Origin of the sequence: Maribellus comscasis (genome assembly GCF_009762775.1) — a bacterium.
GTDB lineage: Bacteria > Bacteroidota > Bacteroidia > Bacteroidales > Prolixibacteraceae > Draconibacterium > Draconibacterium comscasis.
This window is the reverse complement of record NZ_CP046401.1, coordinates 3,463,794-3,485,836: the sequence shown is the minus strand read 5'-3', so window position 1 is coordinate 3,485,836 and position 22,043 is coordinate 3,463,794. Positions and strand designations below refer to the sequence as shown.

9 protein-coding genes are annotated in these 22,043 nt (G+C 37.8%); all 9 read left to right on the top strand.

The window, feature by feature from the left end; translation table 11 throughout:
• Positions 1-15 precede the first annotated feature (15 nt).
• The 9 genes from GM418_RS13710 (at position 16) to GM418_RS13670 (ending at position 22,035) form a co-directional block, all read left to right on the top strand.
• The gene (locus tag GM418_RS13710; RefSeq protein ID WP_158867226.1) at positions 16-2,388 is read left to right on the top strand and encodes an ABC transporter permease; all 2,373 of its coding nucleotides are present in this window, start codon (positions 16-18) and stop codon (positions 2,386-2,388) included.
• A 112-nt stretch (positions 2,389-2,500) separates the two neighbouring features.
• Complete coding sequence (locus tag GM418_RS13705; RefSeq protein ID WP_158867224.1) at positions 2,501-4,852, top strand: ABC transporter permease; 2,352 nt, start codon at positions 2,501-2,503, stop codon at positions 4,850-4,852.
• A gap of 15 nt (positions 4,853-4,867) precedes the next feature.
• A complete protein-coding gene (locus GM418_RS13700) occupies positions 4,868-7,228 on the top strand; it encodes an ABC transporter permease (protein ID WP_158867222.1) in 2,361 nt (786 codons plus the stop codon).
• A gap of 38 nt (positions 7,229-7,266) precedes the next feature.
• Entirely contained in the window at positions 7,267-9,633 is a 2,367-nt protein-coding gene (locus tag GM418_RS13695; protein WP_158867220.1) for an ABC transporter permease, read from the top strand.
• A 271-nt stretch (positions 9,634-9,904) separates the two neighbouring features.
• Positions 9,905-12,241, top strand: coding sequence for an ABC transporter permease (locus GM418_RS13690; protein ID WP_158867218.1), 2,337 nt, complete (start codon positions 9,905-9,907; stop codon positions 12,239-12,241).
• Between the two features lie 128 nt (positions 12,242-12,369).
• A complete protein-coding gene (locus tag GM418_RS13685) occupies positions 12,370-14,685 on the top strand; it encodes an ABC transporter permease (protein WP_158867216.1) in 2,316 nt (771 codons plus the stop codon).
• Between the two features lie 184 nt (positions 14,686-14,869).
• Positions 14,870-17,239, top strand: coding sequence for an ABC transporter permease (locus GM418_RS13680; RefSeq protein WP_158867214.1), 2,370 nt, complete (start codon positions 14,870-14,872; stop codon positions 17,237-17,239).
• A gap of 50 nt (positions 17,240-17,289) precedes the next feature.
• Positions 17,290-19,626, top strand: coding sequence for an ABC transporter permease (locus GM418_RS13675; protein ID WP_158867212.1), 2,337 nt, complete (start codon positions 17,290-17,292; stop codon positions 19,624-19,626).
• An 18-nt stretch (positions 19,627-19,644) separates the two neighbouring features.
• Complete coding sequence (locus GM418_RS13670; protein WP_158867210.1) at positions 19,645-22,035, top strand: ABC transporter permease; 2,391 nt, start codon at positions 19,645-19,647, stop codon at positions 22,033-22,035.
• The last annotated feature ends 8 nt before the right edge of the window (positions 22,036-22,043 follow it).

Genomic DNA, 22,043 nt, shown 5'->3' with positions numbered 1-22,043 from the left:
AAAGCAACAAAAAGAATGTTAAAACACTATCTAAAATACGCTATCCGAAATTTTAAATCAAACAGGTTGGTTTTTGCAGGAAGTATTGCCACCGTGTTTTTAGGAGCATTATGTATCTCGCTCCTTTTCACATACATTCGCAACGAACTTTCGATGGATAATTTCCATAAGCGGGAAAAAGATATTTACCTGATCACTTTAAAAGACTCACCGGAAAGTAAACCCGAAGCCTGGGAAGCTGATTTATTTTTCAAATTTAATTACAAAGATTATCCCGAGATTGAAAGCTTTACCGATGTAAAAAAATATAGAGAAGGTGAAATCAAATTTACTTATAATGAACATTCTTTTTCGCCTGAAGGAATAGTTGCCGACAGCAGCTTTTTTGAGGTTTTTGATTTTCCGTTAAAAGTTGGAGATAAAGCTGCAATATTACACGATCCGGATGCAATCATTTTTAGCCAAAACATGGCGAAAAAAATATTTGGAGATGAAAATCCAATTGGGAAATACGTTACCATTACCACACGCGAACAAAAGATTTACACCGTAAAAGGTATCCTGGATCCCCTGCCTTCCAACAGCTCAATTACATTTGACTTTATCATTCCCAACCACTCGATGCAATACAGCCGGATGGGCGGAAATTTCATTTTGGCAAACAGCAATTTTAATGAGGTTGAATTTTATGAAAAAATAAAGGGTTTGGGACATTACAGAGAACGTTTTAAAGAAAGTACTACTGGCATCTACCCTTTAAGTAAAATGTATTTCGAGGGAAACAACATTAATACTCAGGGAATCATCTCCAAACACGGCGACAAAAAAAACATCAATGTCCTGTATGTAATTATCGCTGTGATTTTTATTATTTCACTACTCAACTTCACCAATCTGCAAATTATTAATATCAATTTTTCAATTAAAAACATCGGGATTAATAAAATTACAGGGGCAGGTTCAAAACACATTTTATTACAAAAATTTACCGAAATTCTCCTGCTCATTTTTGTTTCTTCCTTTATTGTCACGCTGGCGTTTCACATCGTTTTACCTTATTTTAATCAAATTGCCAGAGTAAACTTATCTCCTGACATCAGGCAAATCTTTTTTTTAAACAGCGTTATCCTTTTTGTATTAATTACCGGGGCGATGATTTACCCGTCTTTTGTTTATTTTTATCTTCCTGTTACCAAAAGTTTAAAAAATCAGACTTTTGCACCAACTAAACTAGCCGGGAGAGAAGTACTTACAACCCTGCAATTTACACTTTCATTTGTCCTGCTGATAGCGTCAATAGTGGTAGTTAAACAACTGAATTTAATGCTTGATAAGGACCTGGGATTCGAGTCAAAAAATATTGTTAGCACACAACTTTTTCATGAACCCAATTATAGCGGAACCCGTGAAGAGCAAATGAAGCAACATCAGGATTATCAAAATAATTTTCAATATGTGAAAAATGAGTTGACGGTTCAAAGTTCGATTAAAAGCTTTTCAATTGCACATTCTCCTATTCAACCATTTGATATGTCGTGGAAATTAAACAGTAACGAGATGGATTTCACTACAGAAAAATCGTTAGTTGTAACACCTGGATATACAAAGCTGCTCGGATTAAAAATTTTAGAAGGCCGTTTTTTCGATTTTGATAAGGATAAAAGTTACGATGAGAAAGTAGTGATTAACGAGGCTGCCAAAAAATACTGGGGAATAACCGATATTTCAACTCAACAAATTAAAAGCAGTTCATGGGGAACTTATGATATTATCGGTGTTGTTAAAGATTTTAATTTTGAACATCTTTCCGTGGAACCACAACCTCTGGTCATGGTTTATTTTGAAAGAATGCATTATAATTTCCTGATTCAGTTTGAAGAGGGTGCAAACCAGGCAGGTCTTCAGTTTGTCCGGCAGCTTTTCGAAAAAAACAACCCGGGAGAAACCTTTAATTACACCTTCCTTTCTGATGATATTCAATCGATGTACAATAAGGAAAAAAGGCTAAGCGAAATTTATATCCTTTTCACCATCATCGCCTATATCATCTCAGCGATTGGGCTATTTGCCATTACGCTTTATGAAACCCGGAAAAGAATAAAAGAAATTGGCATTAGAAAAGTAAACGGCGCTAAGATTACAGAGGTGATAACTATGCTAAATAAAGATTTTGTAAAATGGGTGGTGTTTGCCTTTGTTGTTGCCACTCCAATTTCATATTACATTATGCATAAATGGCTGGAAAACTTTGCCTACAAAACAACTTTAAGCTGGTGGATTTTTGCGTTGGCAGGATTAATGGCGCTGGGAATTGCATTGCTAACTGTGAGTTGGCAAAGCTGGAAGGCCGCTGCAAAAAATCCGGTCGAAGCACTAAGATATGAGTGACCCCTGTTACTGGTGGCCAACCGCCCGGAATAGAAGTACCTGGATTTGAACAATAAACAACACACACCAGGAGGGTTGATACAAGAAACAGAGAACTTTTAGTTACTAACAGATGAAATATTATTTAAAATTCGCAACAGCAAATCTGAAGAAATCCATACTCACCACCGGATTAAATCTTGCCGGTCTTGTGAGTGGTTTTGCTGCTTTTATTCTTATCGTATTGTATCTATGGAATGAATACCATTTTGACACTTATAACAAGAACGCTGAAAATATCTACCGGATTGAAGTAAAATATCCCGGTAACAGCAAAACATCGGTTTTTCTTTTTGGCCCGACAGGAGAGACGCTCGCCAATGAATTTCCGGAAATAACAGCGACAACAACTTATATGCCCTGGGGAAAATGGCAGGAAGCTAGTTTTACCTGGGAAAATAACCTTGGAATAGTAAAAGAATTTGAAGACTATGCATACAGCGACAAGATGCTCACCGAAATTTTTACGTTCAAATTTATATCCGGGAAACAAAAGCTTCCATTAGAAGAGCCCCAAACAGCAATAATTTCCAAAAAATTTGCCCAGAAAGCCTGGGGCGATGATAACCCAGTTGGGAAACAGCTTGCGGCCAACGGAACGAATTATACTGTTTCGGCCGTTTTTAACGATCTACCTGAAAATTCCGTAGTTACATGCCCCATTATTCTGAAACTACCTGCAACCGGATGGATGGCGGAAAGTGCTAAAGGATGGGACGTAACCAACTACCCACAGTTTGTTCTTGTAAAACCCGGAACAGACAAGAGCTTATTCAATAAAAAATTAAATTCACAATCAATTGTTAAAGCCAAACACAACGTTTTTGTAAATAAAGGTACATCGGTTGAGCTGGTTGCGCGCCCGTTAACCGAATTACACTTTACGGATGGAGTTGCCGAAACCCCCATCTTTTCATCAAAAAGTAAAGTTTTTGTCCAATCCCTCCGCTGGGTTGGAATACTTATTCTGCTGGTTGTTCTAATCAATTACATAAACTTTGCTACTGCAAATGTTCCAAAAAGAATTAAAAGTGTAAGTATTTCAAGGATTATTGGCGGCAGAACAGAAGACGTTGTTTTTATTTCTTTACTCGAAACATCTATCCTTTTTATCTTTTCATTTTTAGTGGCGATTGCGCTTGCCTATCTGGTAAACAAAGGGGTTTCAAACCAAATCTTAGGTTATACACTTCCCTTTAAAGAAAATACAGGAATTCTGATTCTTGTCGGATTAACAGTTCTTACTCTTGGTTTACTGGCCGGAATTTATCCCGCGGTTTACAGCATCTCCGGAAATCCTGTTTTTTTGCTCAAAGGCTTAAAACGTGGCACAAAAGTTAGTTTCAGAGGGGTGCTTACTGTTTCACAATTTGTTACAACAATCGCTCTGATTATTGCTTCTGTTACAGTTATTAAACAAGTACATTTTATGCGGGAAACCGATCTTGGTTTTTCAAAAGAACAGACACTTGTCATCCGCTTAAACGATGAAATAAAGAAAAATATCGAAGTCTTTAAAAACAAGTTAAATGATTCGCCCTTTATAAACGACTATGCTTTCTCAAGGGCTGTTCCCGGCCAGGCACAGGAAAGAATGACTTTTACAGTAGATGGTGAAAAATGTCTTGTCTGGTATTGGGCTGCGGATGATAATTATGTTGAGATGATGGATTTCAAATTGCTTGAGGGGCGACAGTTTATAAAAAACAGTAAGGCCGAAGACGGAAATCTCATCTGCAATGAAACAGCCGCCAAACGTTACGGATGGAAAGTCGGACAAAAGATAAACAATGGTACACTTGTTGGTATTATTAAAGACTTCAATTTTGTTTCGTTGCGCGAATCGGTGGAGCCTTTCACTTTCTGGCACGCTTCTTCGACAGACGCTTTTCATTGTGTTAGTTTAAAACTTAATACAAATCAAACAGGTGACGCGCTGCAAAACATTCGCAGGATTTACGACGAAGTGAGCCCGGTAATCCCTTTCCGGTATTATTTTATGGACGACCGGATGAACGAACTTTATACAAGTGAAACTCAACAGGTAAAACTGATTACCGCTTTTAGCTTTTTATCGGTTATTATTTCAATTCTCGGAATATTGGGATTATCTGTTTTTCTCTGTCAGCATAAAATTAAGGAAATAGGTGTTCGGAAAGTGAATGGCGCCAGGGTATCCGAAATATTGGCAATGCTCAACAAAGACCTTGTTAAATGGGTATTGGCAGCAGTTATAATTGCTACGCCTATTTCGTATTACGCAATGAATAAATGGATTGAAAACTACACCTATAAAACCAGCCTGAGCTGGTGGATTTTTGCATTGGCAGGCATGCTGGCGCTGGGAATTGCATTGCTAACGGTGAGCTGGCAAAGCTGGAAAGCTGCAACTAAAAACCCAGTAGACAGTTTGAGATATGAATAATATAAAAATTAAAATATGAAACGTTTTTTTAATTCCATATTCAGAAATATAAAAAGAAACCCGTTTTATTCGGCAATTAACATTTTTGGACTCATTTTGGGTTTTTTAAGTGTATTCCTGATATCTGCCTGGATAAAATATGAACTTAGTTACGATTCCTTTCATTCGAAAAGTAAGGAAATATACAGGGTACACCGGTATTTTTATGACCCGGATGGCAACGAAAACCTTCATTTAACAAATGTAGCACCTCCAATTGCACCCCTGTTAAAAAATGAAATACCGGAAATTCAACAAATTGCAAGAGTTAGTAATACAGGAATTGTTTTTAGGGTTGGCGACAAAAAAATATTTGAAGACAATACCTGTTTTGCTGAACCTGAAATACTCCATATTTTTGATTTTCAAGGCTTACCCAATGATGATAACTTATTAAAAGAACCACTCACTTTAATTGTTTCGGAAGAAGCCGCACAACGATTTTTTCAAACGACTGATGCCGTCGGAAAATCGCTGGATGTAAAAGATGAAACAGGAAATAAATACAGTTTTATCGTGCAGGGAGTGTTTAAAAACTGGGGGCAAAATACCCATTTTAATCCTGATATTTATATTTCATTTAGTACATACGAATCCATCGTTGGGCAAGAGGAGATGAAAAACTGGAGTAGCAATAACTATACAACATTTGCCCTTATTCCGCACCTGCCGGATAATATCGATTCCAAACTGGATGGTTTTATCAATAAACAATTCGAAAATGGAACGGAGTGGACAAAAATAAGAATGGAAGCGCTTACCGACATCCACTTTGATTGGTACAGCAATCGTTCATATGTTTATATTCTTGCATCGGTTGCATTACTGATTCTTATTCTTGGCAGCATTAACTACATGAATTTAAACGTAGCAATGTACACCAAGCGCTTAAAAGAAATCAAAGTAAAAAAAGTAGTGGGAGCTTCCAAAAAAATCCTCATCCTTCAGCTAACAGCAGAATCGGTTTTCTTTTGTTTTATTTCGGTAGTACTGGCCTTGGGAATTATCCTGCTTATTTCCTCCGGAGTAGACCAGATTATAGGAAACAATTTTCATTTGAAGATAGCTGAAAATACAGATTTAATCGCAGGTATTGTTATTTTATCTGTTGTTACAGGAATTCTTTCGGTTCTTTATCCGGTTCTGATTGTTTCATCTTTTAAACCGGTAATTTCAAGCGGAAAAGAAAAAATAAATACCGGAAATAATACATTCCGCGGTGGATTGGTAACCTTTCAGTTTACAGTTTCCATTGCTTTGGTAATATCATTTTTGTTTGTTTTCAAACAGATAAACTATTTACACGATAAAAACTTAGGCCTCGACAAAGAAAATGTGGTTGTTATACCCTCCACTCCCCAGCTCAACGAAAAACTGGATGTATTTAAACAACAGTTGGTGCAGAACCCAAACATTCTTTCAGCATCGGCATCAAAAAGAACACCATCGCAGGGGCTTTGGGATTCCGGTTCAGCAGAAGTCGTTTCCGACGGGAGTTCCAATCCTCTTGATTTCAGGCTGGCCAACATCAGGGTAGATGAAGATTTTCTTACAACCTATAAAATCGAACTTGCAGCAGGTAAAAATTTTGAAAAGTTTAGTGAATCGAATACAGGGTATCTGATCAATGAAACTGCCGCAAAAAAAATAGGCTGGGATTCGCCTGAGGATGCAATTGGTAATCAAATCGATTACAGCGGACAAGTGGAAAGAATAATAGGCGTGACCAAAGATTTTCATTATGAGTCGCTGCACATTCCACTCGCTCCGGTGATTATGATGTACCGCCCCGAAAGTTTTAATACGGTATCCATTCGGATTACTCCTTTCGAAAAAACCAAAACACTGGCTTTTATCGAGAACATCTGGCAGCAATATAATTTACAGGAAAATATTTTCTCGTATGAGTTTATAGATGACCGCTTTAACCGGCTATATACCGCCGAGGAAAACATAAAACAGCTCCTGAACTATTTTATGATAGTTGCTCTTTCAATTGCTATTCTCGGATTAACAGGATTGTCGATGTTTATCATCCAAAGAAGGGTAAAAGAAATTGGAATAAGAAAGGTAAACGGAGCCAAAGTATCAGAAGTAATGGCTCTGCTGAACAAAGACTTTGTAAGATGGGTAGTTGTTGCTTTTGCAATTGCAACACCTGTTGCGTGGTTTGCCATGATTAAATGGCTTGAAAGTTTTGCTTATAAAACCACTTTAAGTTGGTGGATATTTGCGCTGGCAGGAGCACTGGCTTTGGGGATTGCGCTGCTCACTGTAAGCTGGCAAAGCTGGAGGGCGGCAACGAGAAATCCCGTTGAAGCTCTGCGATATGAGTAAAAATTGGATATTGAGCCATCAGATAAAAATAAAAAATTATGAAATCGCACTTTTTAAAATTTATACAAAGAGGCATTGCTAAAAAGCCGTTTATCTACTCCATTAATTTTGTCGGGTTGATTTTAAGCATGACTGTGGTATTTGTTCTTGCCACCTATTATTTTGGCGAAACGGGTGCAAACAAGTTTAATAAAAACATTGACAATACGTATGTTATTTGTTCCGAAGGATTTCAAGGTGAATTACATACCTACACACCGGCAATTCTCAAAGAACACATTGAGAACGAAATTCCGGAGGTTGAAAAAGTTGTACGTATGAGAAGTCCATTTGGGGAAACGACCTTTCAGGTAGGAGAAAATCCCCCGATAACCAGTAAGCTGATTTTGGCCGACTCTACTTTTACCGATCTTTTTTCATATCAATGTATTGCCGGAGATTTAAAAACTGCACTCAAAACACCAATGTCAATTGTTCTTACAAACAAAGAAGCTTTAAAACTATTCGGGCAACTTTCACCCATAGGTGAAACGGTTAAAATGGATAACAGGCACAATTTAACCGTGCGCGCGGTAATCGAGGAACCTCAGGAGAAATCATCATTGTCTTTTAATGCAATTGTTCCAATGATTAGCCTTCCGCAAGTCAGTCCCAACGGAGATGAATTTACCAGTTGGGGAATGTCAAATTTTACCAGTTTTGTATTAATAAATAAAACTGCCAGCCCCGATCAAATTGGGAAAAAGATAGCACAGCTTTATCCTGAAAACAATTATAAAACCACAATCTCACTGAAAGCTTTTAGCTCATTTTATTTCTCTGATGTTGATGTCGCAAGACAAAATTATCTGAAAACCGGAAACAAGACCTCAACCACGATTTTGGCAGTTGTTGCAGCAATCATTTTGCTCATGGGCATAATAAATTATCTTAATCTTTCATTTTCACTTGCTGTTGAACGATTAAAAAACGTCGGAATACTAAAAATTTCGGGAGCCGAAAAAAAACATATTCTCAAAAATATTATTGGCGAGTCAGCATTATTTTTTCTTTTTTCGGTTGTGTTTGCCTACATGATATCTTTGATAACAATACCGGTTCTTTCCAATAAAATCGGAGTTGCAATTCACTCAGGTGTTATTTTAAATCCTTCGTTTATTCTGGCATCCATCTCTGCAGCATTGATTATTTCCACCCTATCAGTTATTGTGCCGGCTATAAAACTATCGTCTATAAATCCTATTGACTCCGTAAAAAGAAATATTACGGGAAAGGGAAAGACTGACCATACCCGAAGAATACTTGTTATCACTCAGTTTTCGGTTGCCATAATATTGATTGCATTTACATGGGCTGTACAAAAACAGGTAAAATATGGCTCAAAACAGTTGGGCTTTAACAATGAAAATATATACACAATTCAACTCACTCCTCAATTAAAAAAAGATATTCTAAAAGAGAAGATAGAGCAAATTCCCGGTGTAAAAGAAGTAAGCTATACAAACTTTTTACCCGGCAGGGAATCCATTGAGCAGTGGTATGGGATGACGATAACTTATAAAGGTGAAAAGAAGGAAAATATAAGCAGTCATATTATAAGATGCGATAATAATTTTCCGGGGCTCTTAGGTTTAAATCCCATAAAAGGCCGGCTATTCTCTTCAGATATGTTAACCGATAAAAACAAAATTATTGTTAATAAAGCATTTGTCGATGAATATGGATTAGAAGAACCATTGGGAGTAAAAATCCCGGCTTTCAATTCAGAAAATATGGAAATTGTTGGTGTTGTCAATAACTTCCACTTTCAATCGGTGCATAAAGCTATTTCCCCTGTAATAATAAGAGTTAACGATTATGCCAAATTTTGTTACGTTAAAATAGCATCTTCTGATTTTAACAGTTTACATGGGGCCGTTACACAGATTAACAAAGCTGCAACCAGTCTTTCTACCGGCTATCCTGTAGATTTTGAATTTCTGGATGAATCGGTAGCGCAAATGTACAGATCTGAAGTTCAGTTCAGAAAAATTTTCTTCTTCTTTTCTGTCATCGCCATTTTTATTTGTTGTTTGGGAATTTTAGGATTGTCAATTTTTGCCAGTCAGCAAAAAGTAAAAGAAATCGGCATCCGGAAAGTAAACGGCGCTAAAGTATCTGAAATACTGGCAATGCTAAACAAAGACTTTGTAAAATGGGTTCTGATAGCCTTTGTAATCGCAACGCCCGTTGCCTGGTACGCCATGGATAAGTGGCTGGAAAATTTTGCCTACAAAACCAGTTTGAGTTGGTGGATTTTTGCCCTGGCCGGTTTGCTGGCGCTGGGAATTGCGTTGCTAACAGTAAGTTGGCAAAGCTGGCGAGCGGCTACAAGAAATCCTGTTGAAGCTCTCCGATATGAATAGAGGAGGGCGGAAATCCCGACCAACGCGTCGGGGTCGAGGCATTGAGGTACGAGTGACAAATCTGCTTTTTCACCCTCTGACTCCCTAAAGGGAGAACCGGGAAAAGCTACTAATGACAATAATTTGAACGAAGACGTTTTAGAAATACAAGCTCAAAAGTCCCCTTCAAGGAATTTAGGGGTGAAAACCAGTGCCAGTAGGCAGGAATCCTAACCATAACGTCGGGATTGAGGCATTGTGATATGAATAATGTAAATAATAAAATAATATCATGTTCAAACTATATTTTATTCGTGAATTACGGTCTCTTTTAAAAAACAAATACATTTCAGTATTAAAAGTTAGCGGACTAATTATTGGCCTTTGGGTTTTTATGGCAGCTGGTTATTATGTGCTGCATGAAACAAGCTTCGACTCTTTTCAAGATTCAGCCGGGAATAAATTCAGTATGGAAGCCCGTGATCAGTTTGGAGAAGATTATTTTCAATTTCCTCTACCCTATGTGCTATTCGAATCTTTGCCTGACCGTTATCCTGAGGTGGTTAAAAGCACCAGTTTCGACAATAGAAATAGTACAATTTACATTAAGCAGGAAAACAATCTAATTAAATCGGATTACACTGAAATTGGATTTGTTGAAGAAAACTTCTTTGATTTTTTCAGTTTTAGCTTTATTGCGGGTAATGCAGAAGAAAGTTTCAATGCACCTAACCCCCTAATTATATCGGAAGATATCGCAACAAAACGTTTTGGGAAACTTGATGTTATGGGCACTCCGGTTTCACTTATTATTAATGATCAACTTATTGACTTCACGATCACCGGTATCATCAAAAATCCGGCAAGCAATTCAAATGTCAGCTATCACTGGATTGGTAGTCTTTCGCATTTTATGCAGGCGCAGGGAAAAAAGGATTACCAATCGGATTGGAACTACCAGTGTAAAAATTTTATTGAGTTGACACCTGAGTCAGATATTTCAGATTTTACGGCAAAACTTGCACAGGATTATGTCAGACTCGCCAAATTGGAAAAATCGCCAACATTATTATTAACTAAGCTGAGTAAAATACATATTAACATGCGTTTGAAAATATTCATCACGTTGGGCGTGCTTATTCTTCTCATCTCAATTATCAACTATGTGCTTTTGTCGACCATTGAAAAAACGCAGCAAATGCGTTTGTGGGGAATCGAGAAAGTTTCGGGCGCCAAAAAATCTCACTTATTCTTAAAAAACTCAATATCGGTTTTTATTTTCTCGGTGATAGCTTTTGTAATTACGTTTGGTTTGTTTAAGCTAACCCAACCCTATTTCCCCAATTTTGTTGGCAACGACGTACCTTTTAATGCCATACTAAACACAAAGAAAATAATAACAGGAGCACTGCTTTGTTCCTTTTCAATCATTTTACTTTCATCGTTTATCAACCAACTTATTAGCGGTAATATAAAGCCTATCGAAATTCTTCAAAATAAATTGAGCAAGGGAAAAGCTGGCAAAATTCTTTTTAACTCACTTTTAACTTTTCAACTGATGGCATTCATCGCTTTGATATCTGCATCAATGCTGGTTCATAAACAGCTTTCATTCATGCAGGAAAGCGATTTGGGATTTAACAAAGAGTCATTAATTTCAATGAATATTGCACCAAAGGATGTTCATTCTTACCCGGTTTTCAAAGAAGAACTGTTGAAAAATCCAAATATCAGAAATGTGGCAGGGACGAACAATCTCCCACTTTCCAGAATGGGTAATATTTATGGCGAAGTTTATACCGATAGCCTGGGTAATCAGCAAATGAGAGCAACTGAATTTATTAATGTTGATAAGGACTTTTTTAATACCATGGAAATAAAATTCAGCCAGGGTAATGGTTTTAAAGAGAATGTCGAAAATCAATGTATCGTTAATCAAACCCTGCTGGATGAACGTGGTGTGAAAGATCCCTTAAATGAAAAAATTAAACTGGGCGGTACAGAATATCGAATCTCCGGTGTTATCGAAGACTTTCACAATAAATCAATGCAAATGTCGATACAACCATTTGTAGCCCATTACAGCCCTGATAATATATCGCATGCCATTGTCCGGTTTTCGGGTAATCCTTCCGAAATAATTGAATTGATGAGGAAAACAGCAACTACATACTTACCCAATACTATTTTTGAATACGAATTTTTTGATCAACGAATAGCGGCAGCTTATAAAACGGAAAGAAAGTTTAGCAATATTATTAATTTACTAACTACCCTTTCAATATTCATTGCTGTGCTGGGGTTACTGGGAGTCTCCTATTTTTCTTCCCTGTTAAGGATAAAAGAAATCGGCATCCGGAAAGTAAACGGTGCTAGAATAGGTGAAGTTTTGATGGTGCTTAACAGAGACTTCGTAAAATGGGTTGGTTTTGCTTTTGTAATTGCTACGCCAATTGCGTATTACGCGATGAATAAATGGCTTGAAAATTTTGCTTACAAAACCAGTTTAAGTTGGTGGATATTTGCCCTTGCAGGTTTTCTGGCGTTGGGAATTGCATTGCTAACGGTTAGCTGGCAAAGCTGGATGGCCGCTACTAAGAATCCTGTCGAAGCCTTACGATATGAGTAAAGCGAAGATCCCGACCGCAGCGTTGGGATGGAGGCACTCAGATATGAATAGAGGAGAGAGGAGATCTCGCCTGCAATTAAAATATTGAGATACAAATAAACAAATTGAAACAATTAGAAACAGTATTTATGAAACGTAATTCATTAAGATCCTTTATAAAATTTCTAAGCAAGAATAAACTGTACAGTTTTGTCACCATATCAGGCTTTGCCGTATCGCTAATGTTTGTATTATTGTTAACTGTTTATATAAAACAGGAACTTTCTGTTGATCAGTTTCATAAAAACAAGGACCGGCTCTACAGACTCTACCGGGAAGAGGGTTCCACTTTTGGTGCACCCACCGGTGAATATATCGAAAATCAGCTGCCCGAAGTAGAGGCCTACACGCGTATAAAAAATATGTCGGGGAACGCAGTTTTCCCGGGAGATGAACAAACGCGTATGAACTACCTGTTAGCTGATTCTGCCTTTTTTACTATGTTTTCGTTTGATTTAATCTCAGGCAATCCGCGCGAAGTTTTAAAAACCAAAGACAAAGCTGTGCTTTCGGAAACCTTTGCCCATAAAATCTTTGGCAACGAAAATCCGATGGGGAAATCGTTCCAAATGAATGATAAATCGTTTATCGTTTCCGGAATTATTGAGGATATGCCACAGAATACTCAATTTGAAAAGTTTGATGCAATAATTACTTTTAATATGCTGGCTGAATTCTGGAATTATCCGGAACTTCTTACCACTAATAATAACAGTTCATTTGCCGTTTATTTTTTGGCAAAAGAAGGAGCCGATTTACCTTCAAAAGCACCCTTAATTCTTGAGCAATTTAAAAAGGACTACTGGATGTACAAACAAGGCTTTTCGAAAGAACTCGAGTTTGAGCCCCTTACTGATGTTTATTTTAGTAATTCCAGGGGGCCGGCAATCCGGCAAAATAACAAAAGTTCGGTGTTCATGTTTGGAGGAATTGCTATACTAATCCTGGTAATTGCCATTATAAATTATATCAATCTTACGGTAGCGCAGGCCGGGAATCGCAGCAAAGAAATTGCCATTAAAAAGTTGATTGGAAGCTCAAAAGGTGCCTTGGTTTATCAACAAATATCAGAATCTGTTGCATTAAGTTTTTTTGCTGCCTTAATAGCTATAGCCCTGGCATTAATTGCAGAACCCTTTTTTAACAACCAAATGGACACGGATCTCAATCTTACTAATCAATTTAGCGGTGCTTTTGTCCTTTCCTCGCTTTTAATCATTGGCGCAACGGGCTTGGTATCCGGAACTATCCCGGCACTGGTGGCAAACAAATTTAATCCGGTTGAGGTGGTAAAAGGCAGCTTTGCATTTAAAACCCGTAAAAGTTATTCCAAAGTCCTGATTGCTTTTCAATACACGGTCGCTATTATTTTATTGGTAAGCACCTTAACCATTACAAAACAGTCGAATTTTATGCAGAATTACGACATGGGATTTGACAAAGACAACATTTTTTGGATGGATAACACCATTGAAGCCAATAAAAGAGAAGCATTTCGCAACGAACTAAAATCGATTCCCGGTGTTGAAGAGGCTTCCTTCTGTATGGGAATGCCCATTGATGGCGGAAACAACCAGTCGTTTAACTATAACGAAAAACCGGTTAGTTTTCAGGAATTCAGGGGCGACAGCCTTTATCTCAAAATTTTTGGTTTGAAAATAAATGAAACAGGAGTCGCCTACTCAAAAAATGGAGTATGGATTAATCAAACAGCTGTGAAATTGCTTGAATTGGGAGAAAACCCAAGCTCTTTCAAATATTATGACAATGAAATTCCTGTTTTAGGTATTGTCGAAGACTTTAATTTCAGGTCGTTACACGAACAAGTTGGCCCGGCAATTATCCGGCAAATGACTAACGAAGATTTCCCCTGGAGTATCGCAGTAAAAATAAGTGATGCCAACATTATTGAAACGGTAAAAAGAATCAGGGAAAAGCAAGCCTCGTTTACGGGAGGGGAACCAATGGAGTTTGGGTTTGTCGACTCAAGTGTTGACGAGTGGTATTCAACCGAAGTTAAACGCTCAAAACTAATTGGGGCTTTCACATTGCTTTCCATCATCATTTCTTCGATGGGGATTTTTGCCATGTCGCTATATTATATCCAGCAGAAGGTAAAAGAAATTGGCGTACGAAAAGTAAATGGTGCAAAAGTTTCAGAAGTCGTTGCCCTGCTTAACAAAGATTTTTTGATTTGGGTACTTGTTGCCTTTGTTATTGCTACGCCGCTTGCCTGGTTCGCCATGAATAAATGGCTGGAAAATTTCGCGTACAAAACCGAAGTAAGCTGGTGGATATTTATGATGGCCGGATTAATGGCTCTGGGAATCGCACTGCTAACAGTTAGTTGGCAAAGCTGGCGGGCTGCAACACGAAATCCTGTCGAAGCCTTACGATATGAGTAAGGCCCTTCCGAACCTCCACAAAGAGGAGGAACTAAGATTTGCGAGATTAAAAAAACAATAATGATAAAGAGATGCAAAAATGTACACCGGTTCAAAGTCCCCCATAGGGGGCTGTAAGTTGACGGACAGCGACACGAAATCCGGTTGAAATACTTAGGTAGGAATAACTTAAATTATATTGGCCATGTTCAAATATTCAATAAAACGAATTGTTCGGCAGCTGCTGCAAGGTAAACGCCAGTTGCTGCTCAATGTGCTGGGACTAAGTGTGGCCTTCGCCCTGACACTTTTTTTAAGCACATTTATTTTCACCGAGTTAAACCGGGGAAAATCAGTAGAAAACTACCAAAACCTATACAAGCTTAGTGCTGAGAAAGGAAATTACTGGTCATCGCGCAGTATCAAAGAATTCACCGGTAAATTTTCTGAAATAAAGGGTATAACAAAAACCCATGAAGACTGGTCGGACAGAAGTTACTACGAAGTGGATAAAAACCAGTATAACGCAGGGAAAATTCTTTATGCCGATAAATACTTTTTTGATGTATTTAATTATGAAATAATTGCCGGAGCTCTTGATGATGCTTTGGCAGTCGACGATAATATTATTTTAACAAAAACCGAAGCATTAAAAATATTTGGAAAGATTGATGTGCTTGGTAAAACGCTAAAATTCAGAACCAGTAGTTTTGGGGAAATGAATTTTAATGTAGCTGCTGTTATTAAAGATTTGCCACTTGAAGCCTTAATGAAATTTGACGCGATAATCCCTGTTGCGGCGCTGGAGAGTAATGTTGCCTGGTACAAAACAGACCATTGGGGACAAACAAGTTATGAAGCTTTTGTATCTCTGGTCTCCGCCCACTCTAAAACAAATATCGAAAACCAGCTTAATACAGCATTTCACTCTGCCGCTCCCGAATGGGCAAAACAGGACAAGGGAAAAATCTTTTTACAGCCATATAAAAGCTTATACTTTTCAGAACAACACAGTGATGTTTTGTTGAGTGGCAGTATGAGAAGAGTAAAAGTACTTGGTACAGTAATGATCATTGTATTTCTCCTTGCACTTATCAATTTTATTAATCTGAATACGGCACAAAAAATTAAACAATCGCGAGACGCCGGAATCCATAAAGTTATGGGGGCCGGCACATGGCAATCGTTAATCAGAATTGTAAGCGAAATTATTCCTGTTCTTTTTATCACCCTCTTCTTCGCAGCCCTTTTGATTATGATCTCGCTTCCGCTGTTAAACCAATTGTTTGATTCATCATTCCATTTTTCAAGCTTTTTAAAAATCAATACACTGGTTACAGGATTTTGTATTGTTACAGTTACTCTTTTCTTTTCAACTGTTTTTATTGCTTCCTATTTTCATCAAAAAAATCTATTTGAAGTTTTAAAAAGTAACACTCCGGGAAAAAAGGAAAATCTCCGGAACGCTTTGCTCGTGGTTCAGTTTACCCTTTCCATTGCTTTAATTATTGCTTCGCTGGTAATTAACAAGCAAAACAATTTTATGCAAAACCACTCCATGGGATTTCAAAAGGACAATATCGTTTACCTTCCGCTACACGAAAAATTAGCTGAACAGGCTAAAACTATAAAACAGGAATTGTCCGGTATTTCTGAAGTCACAAACATAACAATGGCCTCTCAGGCACTGGGCAAGTCGGAAATGGGTTGGGGCATGTCGCTGAACAACAACGGTGAAGAAAAACGTATCGGCTATGAAGCCATGAGGGTAGATAGAAATTTCTTTGATTTTTTTGGGATAGAAATCGTCAACGGCGTTAATTTTCGTTCTTCATCCATTCATGAGCGGGAGCATATTTTTAACGAAGCTGCAATCAAAACATACGGAATCGAAGACATACAAAACGCCTACATAAGTTCTTACGATGAGGCATCGGGCGAAATAATAGGTGTTGTTAAAGATTTTAATTTTGAATCTTTACACCACGCCATCGGCCCCATTGGCTTTATCTGCTCTGAACCTGAGAACCTGGAAATTTTGTATTTGAACCTGCAGACTGACAACGGCGAACAGTTGCAAAATGTACTCGCCAAAATAGAAACTGTTTGGAATGACCTTGCCAACGGCTGGCCTTTTGAGTACCATTTTCTCGACCAAACACTAAACAATCTTTACAAAGAAGACCGTAAATTTAGCAAGGTCTTTCTTCTGGTAACAATGTTGTCTGTTTTTATCGGGTGTCTGGGTTTGTTTAGCACCTCCATTTTTATTGCTGAAATGAGAACCAAAGAAATTGGCATCCGCAAAGTAAACGGCGCTCAGGTTTCTGAAATTCTCGCGATACTCAATAAAGATTTTATAAAATGGGTGGCTGTATCGTTTGTCGTTGCGATACCTGTTTCATATTACGCCATGAACAGATGGCTGGAAAACTTTGCCTACAAAACCAACTTAAGCTGGTGGGTATTTGCCCTTGCCGGAGCGTTGGCTTTGGGAATTGCGTTACTTACAGTTAGCTGGCAAAGTTGGAAAGCAGCTACCAGAAATCCGGTTGAAGCATTACGATATGAGTAATCCACATTATTCGGGCTGGAAGCATGAAGGTTAAATAAAAAAATTTTAAAATGACACTTTTAAATTTAAAACTGGCAATTCGGAGTTTATTAAAAAATAAATTCTATTCCATCCTCATCATCGGAGGTTTCTCGATAGGCTTTGCCTCCTGCATTTTAATTGGCTTGTACTATAATTCGGAGCATAGCGTAAACAAAGACTTCGCCAACTACAAACAAATTTACCGACTCTATGACAAAGGCGAAAAAGACTTCGACCTTGATTATGAATTGTTTCCGGTTCTCGCAGAAAATTATCCGGAAATAGAAATCGCGTGTCCGGTAAATTATCTTAGCGGATTTGAAATCTCGGTGGTTGACAAACAGACACATACTGACACACGTGTGGACAACATTATCAGCACAAACAACAATTTTTTTCAGATTTTCCAGCCGCAAATTATTTCAAGTTTGTCGGCTGATCTGTTTTCAGGACACAACTCAGTAGTTATTACAGAAACTGTTGCCAGACGAATGTATGGTGACAAAAATCCGGTTGGACAATCTCTCACCATTTTTAATTATTTGGAAGCTACTATTACGGCTGTGATAAAGGAATTGCCGGAGAACTCAACCTTTAAGGCCGAAATCCTTTTAAATAGCGAAAATGAAGATTTTCGACTTTCTAAAGCCTGTAATAATGGAATTTGTGTTTTTCTCACACACCATTTTCTTCTGCTCAGAAAAGGTACTGAAGTAAACAAATTCTCAGCAAGGCTTCAGCAAACCATTAACAACTATGATTTTGAATTGAAAGACCCGGAATTGCAAAATTTATCCGCCATTTATCTTTCTTCACTTTCCCAGTACGACACTCACTCTAAAGGAAATAGTAAAATGCTAACAATTTTTCTATTTATCGGAGTTCTTATTCTGGCGCTGTCGAGTATAAATTATCTGAATTATGTGGTTTCAATTCAGTATTCAAAATTAAAAGAAACCGGGATCAACAAAACTGTTGGGGCAGGTTGGAGACAGCTTGTTGCCTACTCGGTTACCGAGGTTGCGACAGGAATTTTGATTTCGGTGATTTTTTCTTTTTTGTTAGCAATTTTATTGCTACCCACTACCGGAACATTGTTTGGAAAACAACTTCATATTCACACCCTTGACTTCTTAAAAATAATACCCTTCTTTATGGGTATTGTTTTTATCATAATCCTGGTGAATAGCTTGGCGCCCGTATATCTTGTTTCAAGGTTTAATATTACTGATTTTCTTTCCGGTTCAAGAAAACGCCGTGGAAAACAAGTAAGTAAACAAATAACTCTGACTTTTCAGCTTACGGCATCTATCGCATTGATTGCGGTAGTTCTGGTTATTTTCAAACAGCTTGGTTACGTCAAGCATTTTGATCTGGGTTTTAATGAAGAGAGGCTGGTAAAAATCGACCTCCCGTTTAACAATCCTAATTTACCGGCTTTAAAACAGGAAACGGAGAAGCTTTCCTTTGTAAAAAGCAACACATTGAGTTTTGGCTGCCCGGGAATGATAAACAACACTATGGGGAGTAACACCGGTGAAAATAGCTTTGACATTAACTGCATTTTTATTGATGATGACTTTGTACGTACCATGGAAATAGAACTTTTGGAAGGCAGGCAATTTCTGGACGGAGATAAAGGGAAAGCCTGTATAATAAACGAAGAAGCATACAAACAATACGGATGGGAAAATCTTGAAGGAAAAAGATTCAATAACAGGATTGAAGGTGGATACGAAGTAATTGGATTAGCACAAAATTTTAATGTAAAATCGTTGCACCAGACTATTGAGCCAGCGGTTTTACTTTACGATACTCAGAAGGGACAGTACAATGTATTATCAGTGAGGTTGGCTGCTGGAAATACCGGACAGCAGCTCAAACAGATTCGAAATATCTGGGATGAACTCATTCCTGACGAGACCATGAATGTTACATTTTACGACGATCAGTTTCAGGCAATGTATGTAAAAGAAGAAAAACTCGGAAAGGCGATTTCATTTTTCTCTTTGATTGCGGTTGTACTCACCTGCATGGGAATTTTGGGGCAAATTTTCCTCATCAGCCTGAACAGAAGTAAAGAAATTGGCGTGCGCAAAGTAAATGGCGCCAAAGTATCGGAGATACTCATCCTACTCAATAAAGATTTTACGCTTTATGTATTTATTGCATTTGTTATTGCAAGTCCGGTTGCCTGGGTTGCCATGAACAAATGGCTCGAAAGTTTTGCATACAAAACCAGTTTAAATTGGTGGATTTTTGCATTGGCCGGGGTGCTGGCACTGGGAATTGCGTTGTTAACTGTGAGCTGGCAAAGCTGGCGCGCAGCAACAAGAAATCCAGTTGAAGCATTGCGGTATGAATAAATAAAACAAAAAAAAGAAATGAAACTTTACAAATTAAAAATAGCATTTAGAAATGCCCGTAAAAACGGGGTTCTGACGTTTGCAAAATTGTTTGGGTTAAGTATTTCATTTGCTGTTATCTTGTTTGCGGCAGGTTATGTGGTTTATGAGACCGGTTTTGATAAAAGTATACCGGGTCATGATAAAATTTATCGTTGCCTGATGCAGGGTAAATTAAATAACCAGGAGGCAGATTTTGCAGTTACAAGCCCGGCAATGGCAGGAGTAATAACTGCTGAAATTCCTGAGATAACCGAAGCAACCCGAATTCTTCCCCAGGGTGAGGCCTCTGTAAAATACAATAATCTTGATTTTAACGGAGGACATCTGGTTTATGCTGACCCTAATTTTTTCTCTTTTTTCAGCATCTCGGTAGAAACAAAAACACAAAATCCGTTAGGTGCCAATAACAATATGATTATGGCTAAAAGCCTGGCGAAAAAACAATTTGGGTCTGAGGAAAATGCGCTGGGTAAAGTAGTTGAAGTACGCGGTGAGGATTGTATTATAACAGGTGTTTTTGAAGATTTACCCCGGAATTTTCATTTGCGGGCGAAACTTTTTCAATCGCTGGAAAAATCGAATCCGGATAAGGTTGGCTGGGGTTCGCAAAGTTATTATACTTATTTTAAAACCAACGGTGCCAATATCTCTCCTGATGAACTAAATTTTAAAATCAGTAAAACCGTATATACACATTATGTTGACGATATTGACGGGGCAAGCGCAAAAACACTGGAGGATTTCAAAGTTTCTCCTGAAATGTATATTTTATATACCGCTGAAAAGTTAACTGACATTCATTTTAGCAACCACAAATTCGATCCGGCTGTAACATCTAATAAAACATATGTTTACGGAGCAATTATTCTGGCTCTGTTAATTCTTTTGATTTCATCTATCAATTTTATTAATCTTAATATAGCCAATTTATCAACCCGGCTAAAAGAGATAGGTATACAAAAAACCACAGGTGCCAACAGCCACAATATTTTCTCCCAGTTTTTATATGAAACAATAATTTTCTGGCTTATTGGTTTTGTTTTGGCATTTGCCATTTATATGCTGGCAGAAAATACCCTGGACCAATTCCTTGGTTTTGATATTTCTCTTTCAGGTAGTGAAATGATAAAAATTGTTGGCGGTGTTTTTATTGCTCTTTTGGTTTTTAACCTGGTTGCCAATTTTCTGCCCATATCATTTATTTCAAACAAAAAGATACTAAGTCTAATCAAAGAAGAAAGACCTTCAAAAAGAGGTTTTTCTGTAAACAGCAGTTTTGTCTTTTTTCAGTTTGTTCTTTCGGGTTTAATTATTCTTGCCTCTGTAATTGTCCAGAAACAAATCAATTACATGGTTCACAAAGACAGGGGGTATGATACAGAAAATGTTATGATGCTATCCATGTGGTCGATGAATCAGCAGACCCGAAAGAGTTTTATTGATGATTTAAAAACATACAGTGCGGTAAAATCCGTTTCCACCAGCGACAATTATTTTGGGGATGACCCCGGGATGAACGATGCCTACTTTGAAACAATGGATAAAACAAACTATTTCCATACCTCGGTTATGCCCGTGAGTGCGGATTTCATCAACACCTTTAATCTGAAGATAAAAGAAGGTCGATTTTTCAACCAGGAATTTCAATCTGATTTTAAAGGCGTTGTGCTGAATGAAGCTGCGTTAAAAAAATATACCGGGGAAGGATCGATTTTAGGTAAAAAGGTAATTGTTGATGGTGATTATAAAGTGATTGGCGTAGTGAAAGATTTTAATTTTCGCTCGTTACACCACCAGATACAACCACTGGCAATGGTTCTGGTAAAAGATAAAGGGAATGTTTTTGTAAAAGTACAAAATAGCCAGATTGCTGAAGTAACGGGAATCCTTCAAAATTTATGGAAAAAATACAATATCGATTTCCCGTTTGAATACAAATTCCACGACGAAGTTTTGGCACAACATTATTTAAACGACCAGCAGGCAAAAAAACTTTTACTGGTACTTTCCATCATCTCAATAGCCATTGCATGTGTTGGTTTGTATGCGATTAGCTTTTTCACCATTATCAGGAAAACAAAAGAAATAGGCATCCGAAAAGTAAATGGTGCCAGGGTATCCGAAGTGATGTCAATGTTAAATATCCGTTTTATAAAATGGGTAGGGCTGGCTTTTACTTTAGCGATACCCATTGCACACTACGCTATGCATAAATGGTTGGAGAGTTTTGCTTATAAAACCAGCTTAAGTTGGTGGATTTTTGCCCTTTCCGGTTTTCTGGCCCTGGGAATTGCATTGCTAACGGTGAGTTGGCAGAGCTGGAGAGCAGCAACAAAAAATCCGGTAGAAGCCTTACGCTATGAATAATCCCGCGT

Bases quoted from the DNA above. Each gene is read 5' to 3' on its own strand.
- GM418_RS13705 (WP_158867224.1), top strand. From the start codon at position 2,501: ATGAAATATTATTTAAAATTCGCAACAGCAAATCTGAAGAAATCCATA.
- GM418_RS13675 (WP_158867212.1), top strand. From the start codon at position 17,290: ATGACACTTTTAAATTTAAAACTGGCAATTCGGAGTTTATTAAAAAAT.
- GM418_RS13700 (WP_158867222.1), top strand. From the start codon at position 4,868: ATGAAACGTTTTTTTAATTCCATATTCAGAAATATAAAAAGAAACCCG.
- GM418_RS13670 (WP_158867210.1), top strand. From the start codon at position 19,645: ATGAAACTTTACAAATTAAAAATAGCATTTAGAAATGCCCGTAAAAAC.
- GM418_RS13690 (WP_158867218.1), top strand. From the start codon at position 9,905: ATGTTCAAACTATATTTTATTCGTGAATTACGGTCTCTTTTAAAAAAC.
- GM418_RS13695 (WP_158867220.1), top strand. From the start codon at position 7,267: ATGAAATCGCACTTTTTAAAATTTATACAAAGAGGCATTGCTAAAAAG.
- GM418_RS13710 (WP_158867226.1), top strand. From the start codon at position 16: ATGTTAAAACACTATCTAAAATACGCTATCCGAAATTTTAAATCAAAC.
- GM418_RS13685 (WP_158867216.1), top strand. From the start codon at position 12,370: ATGAAACGTAATTCATTAAGATCCTTTATAAAATTTCTAAGCAAGAAT.
- GM418_RS13680 (WP_158867214.1), top strand. From the start codon at position 14,870: ATGTTCAAATATTCAATAAAACGAATTGTTCGGCAGCTGCTGCAAGGT.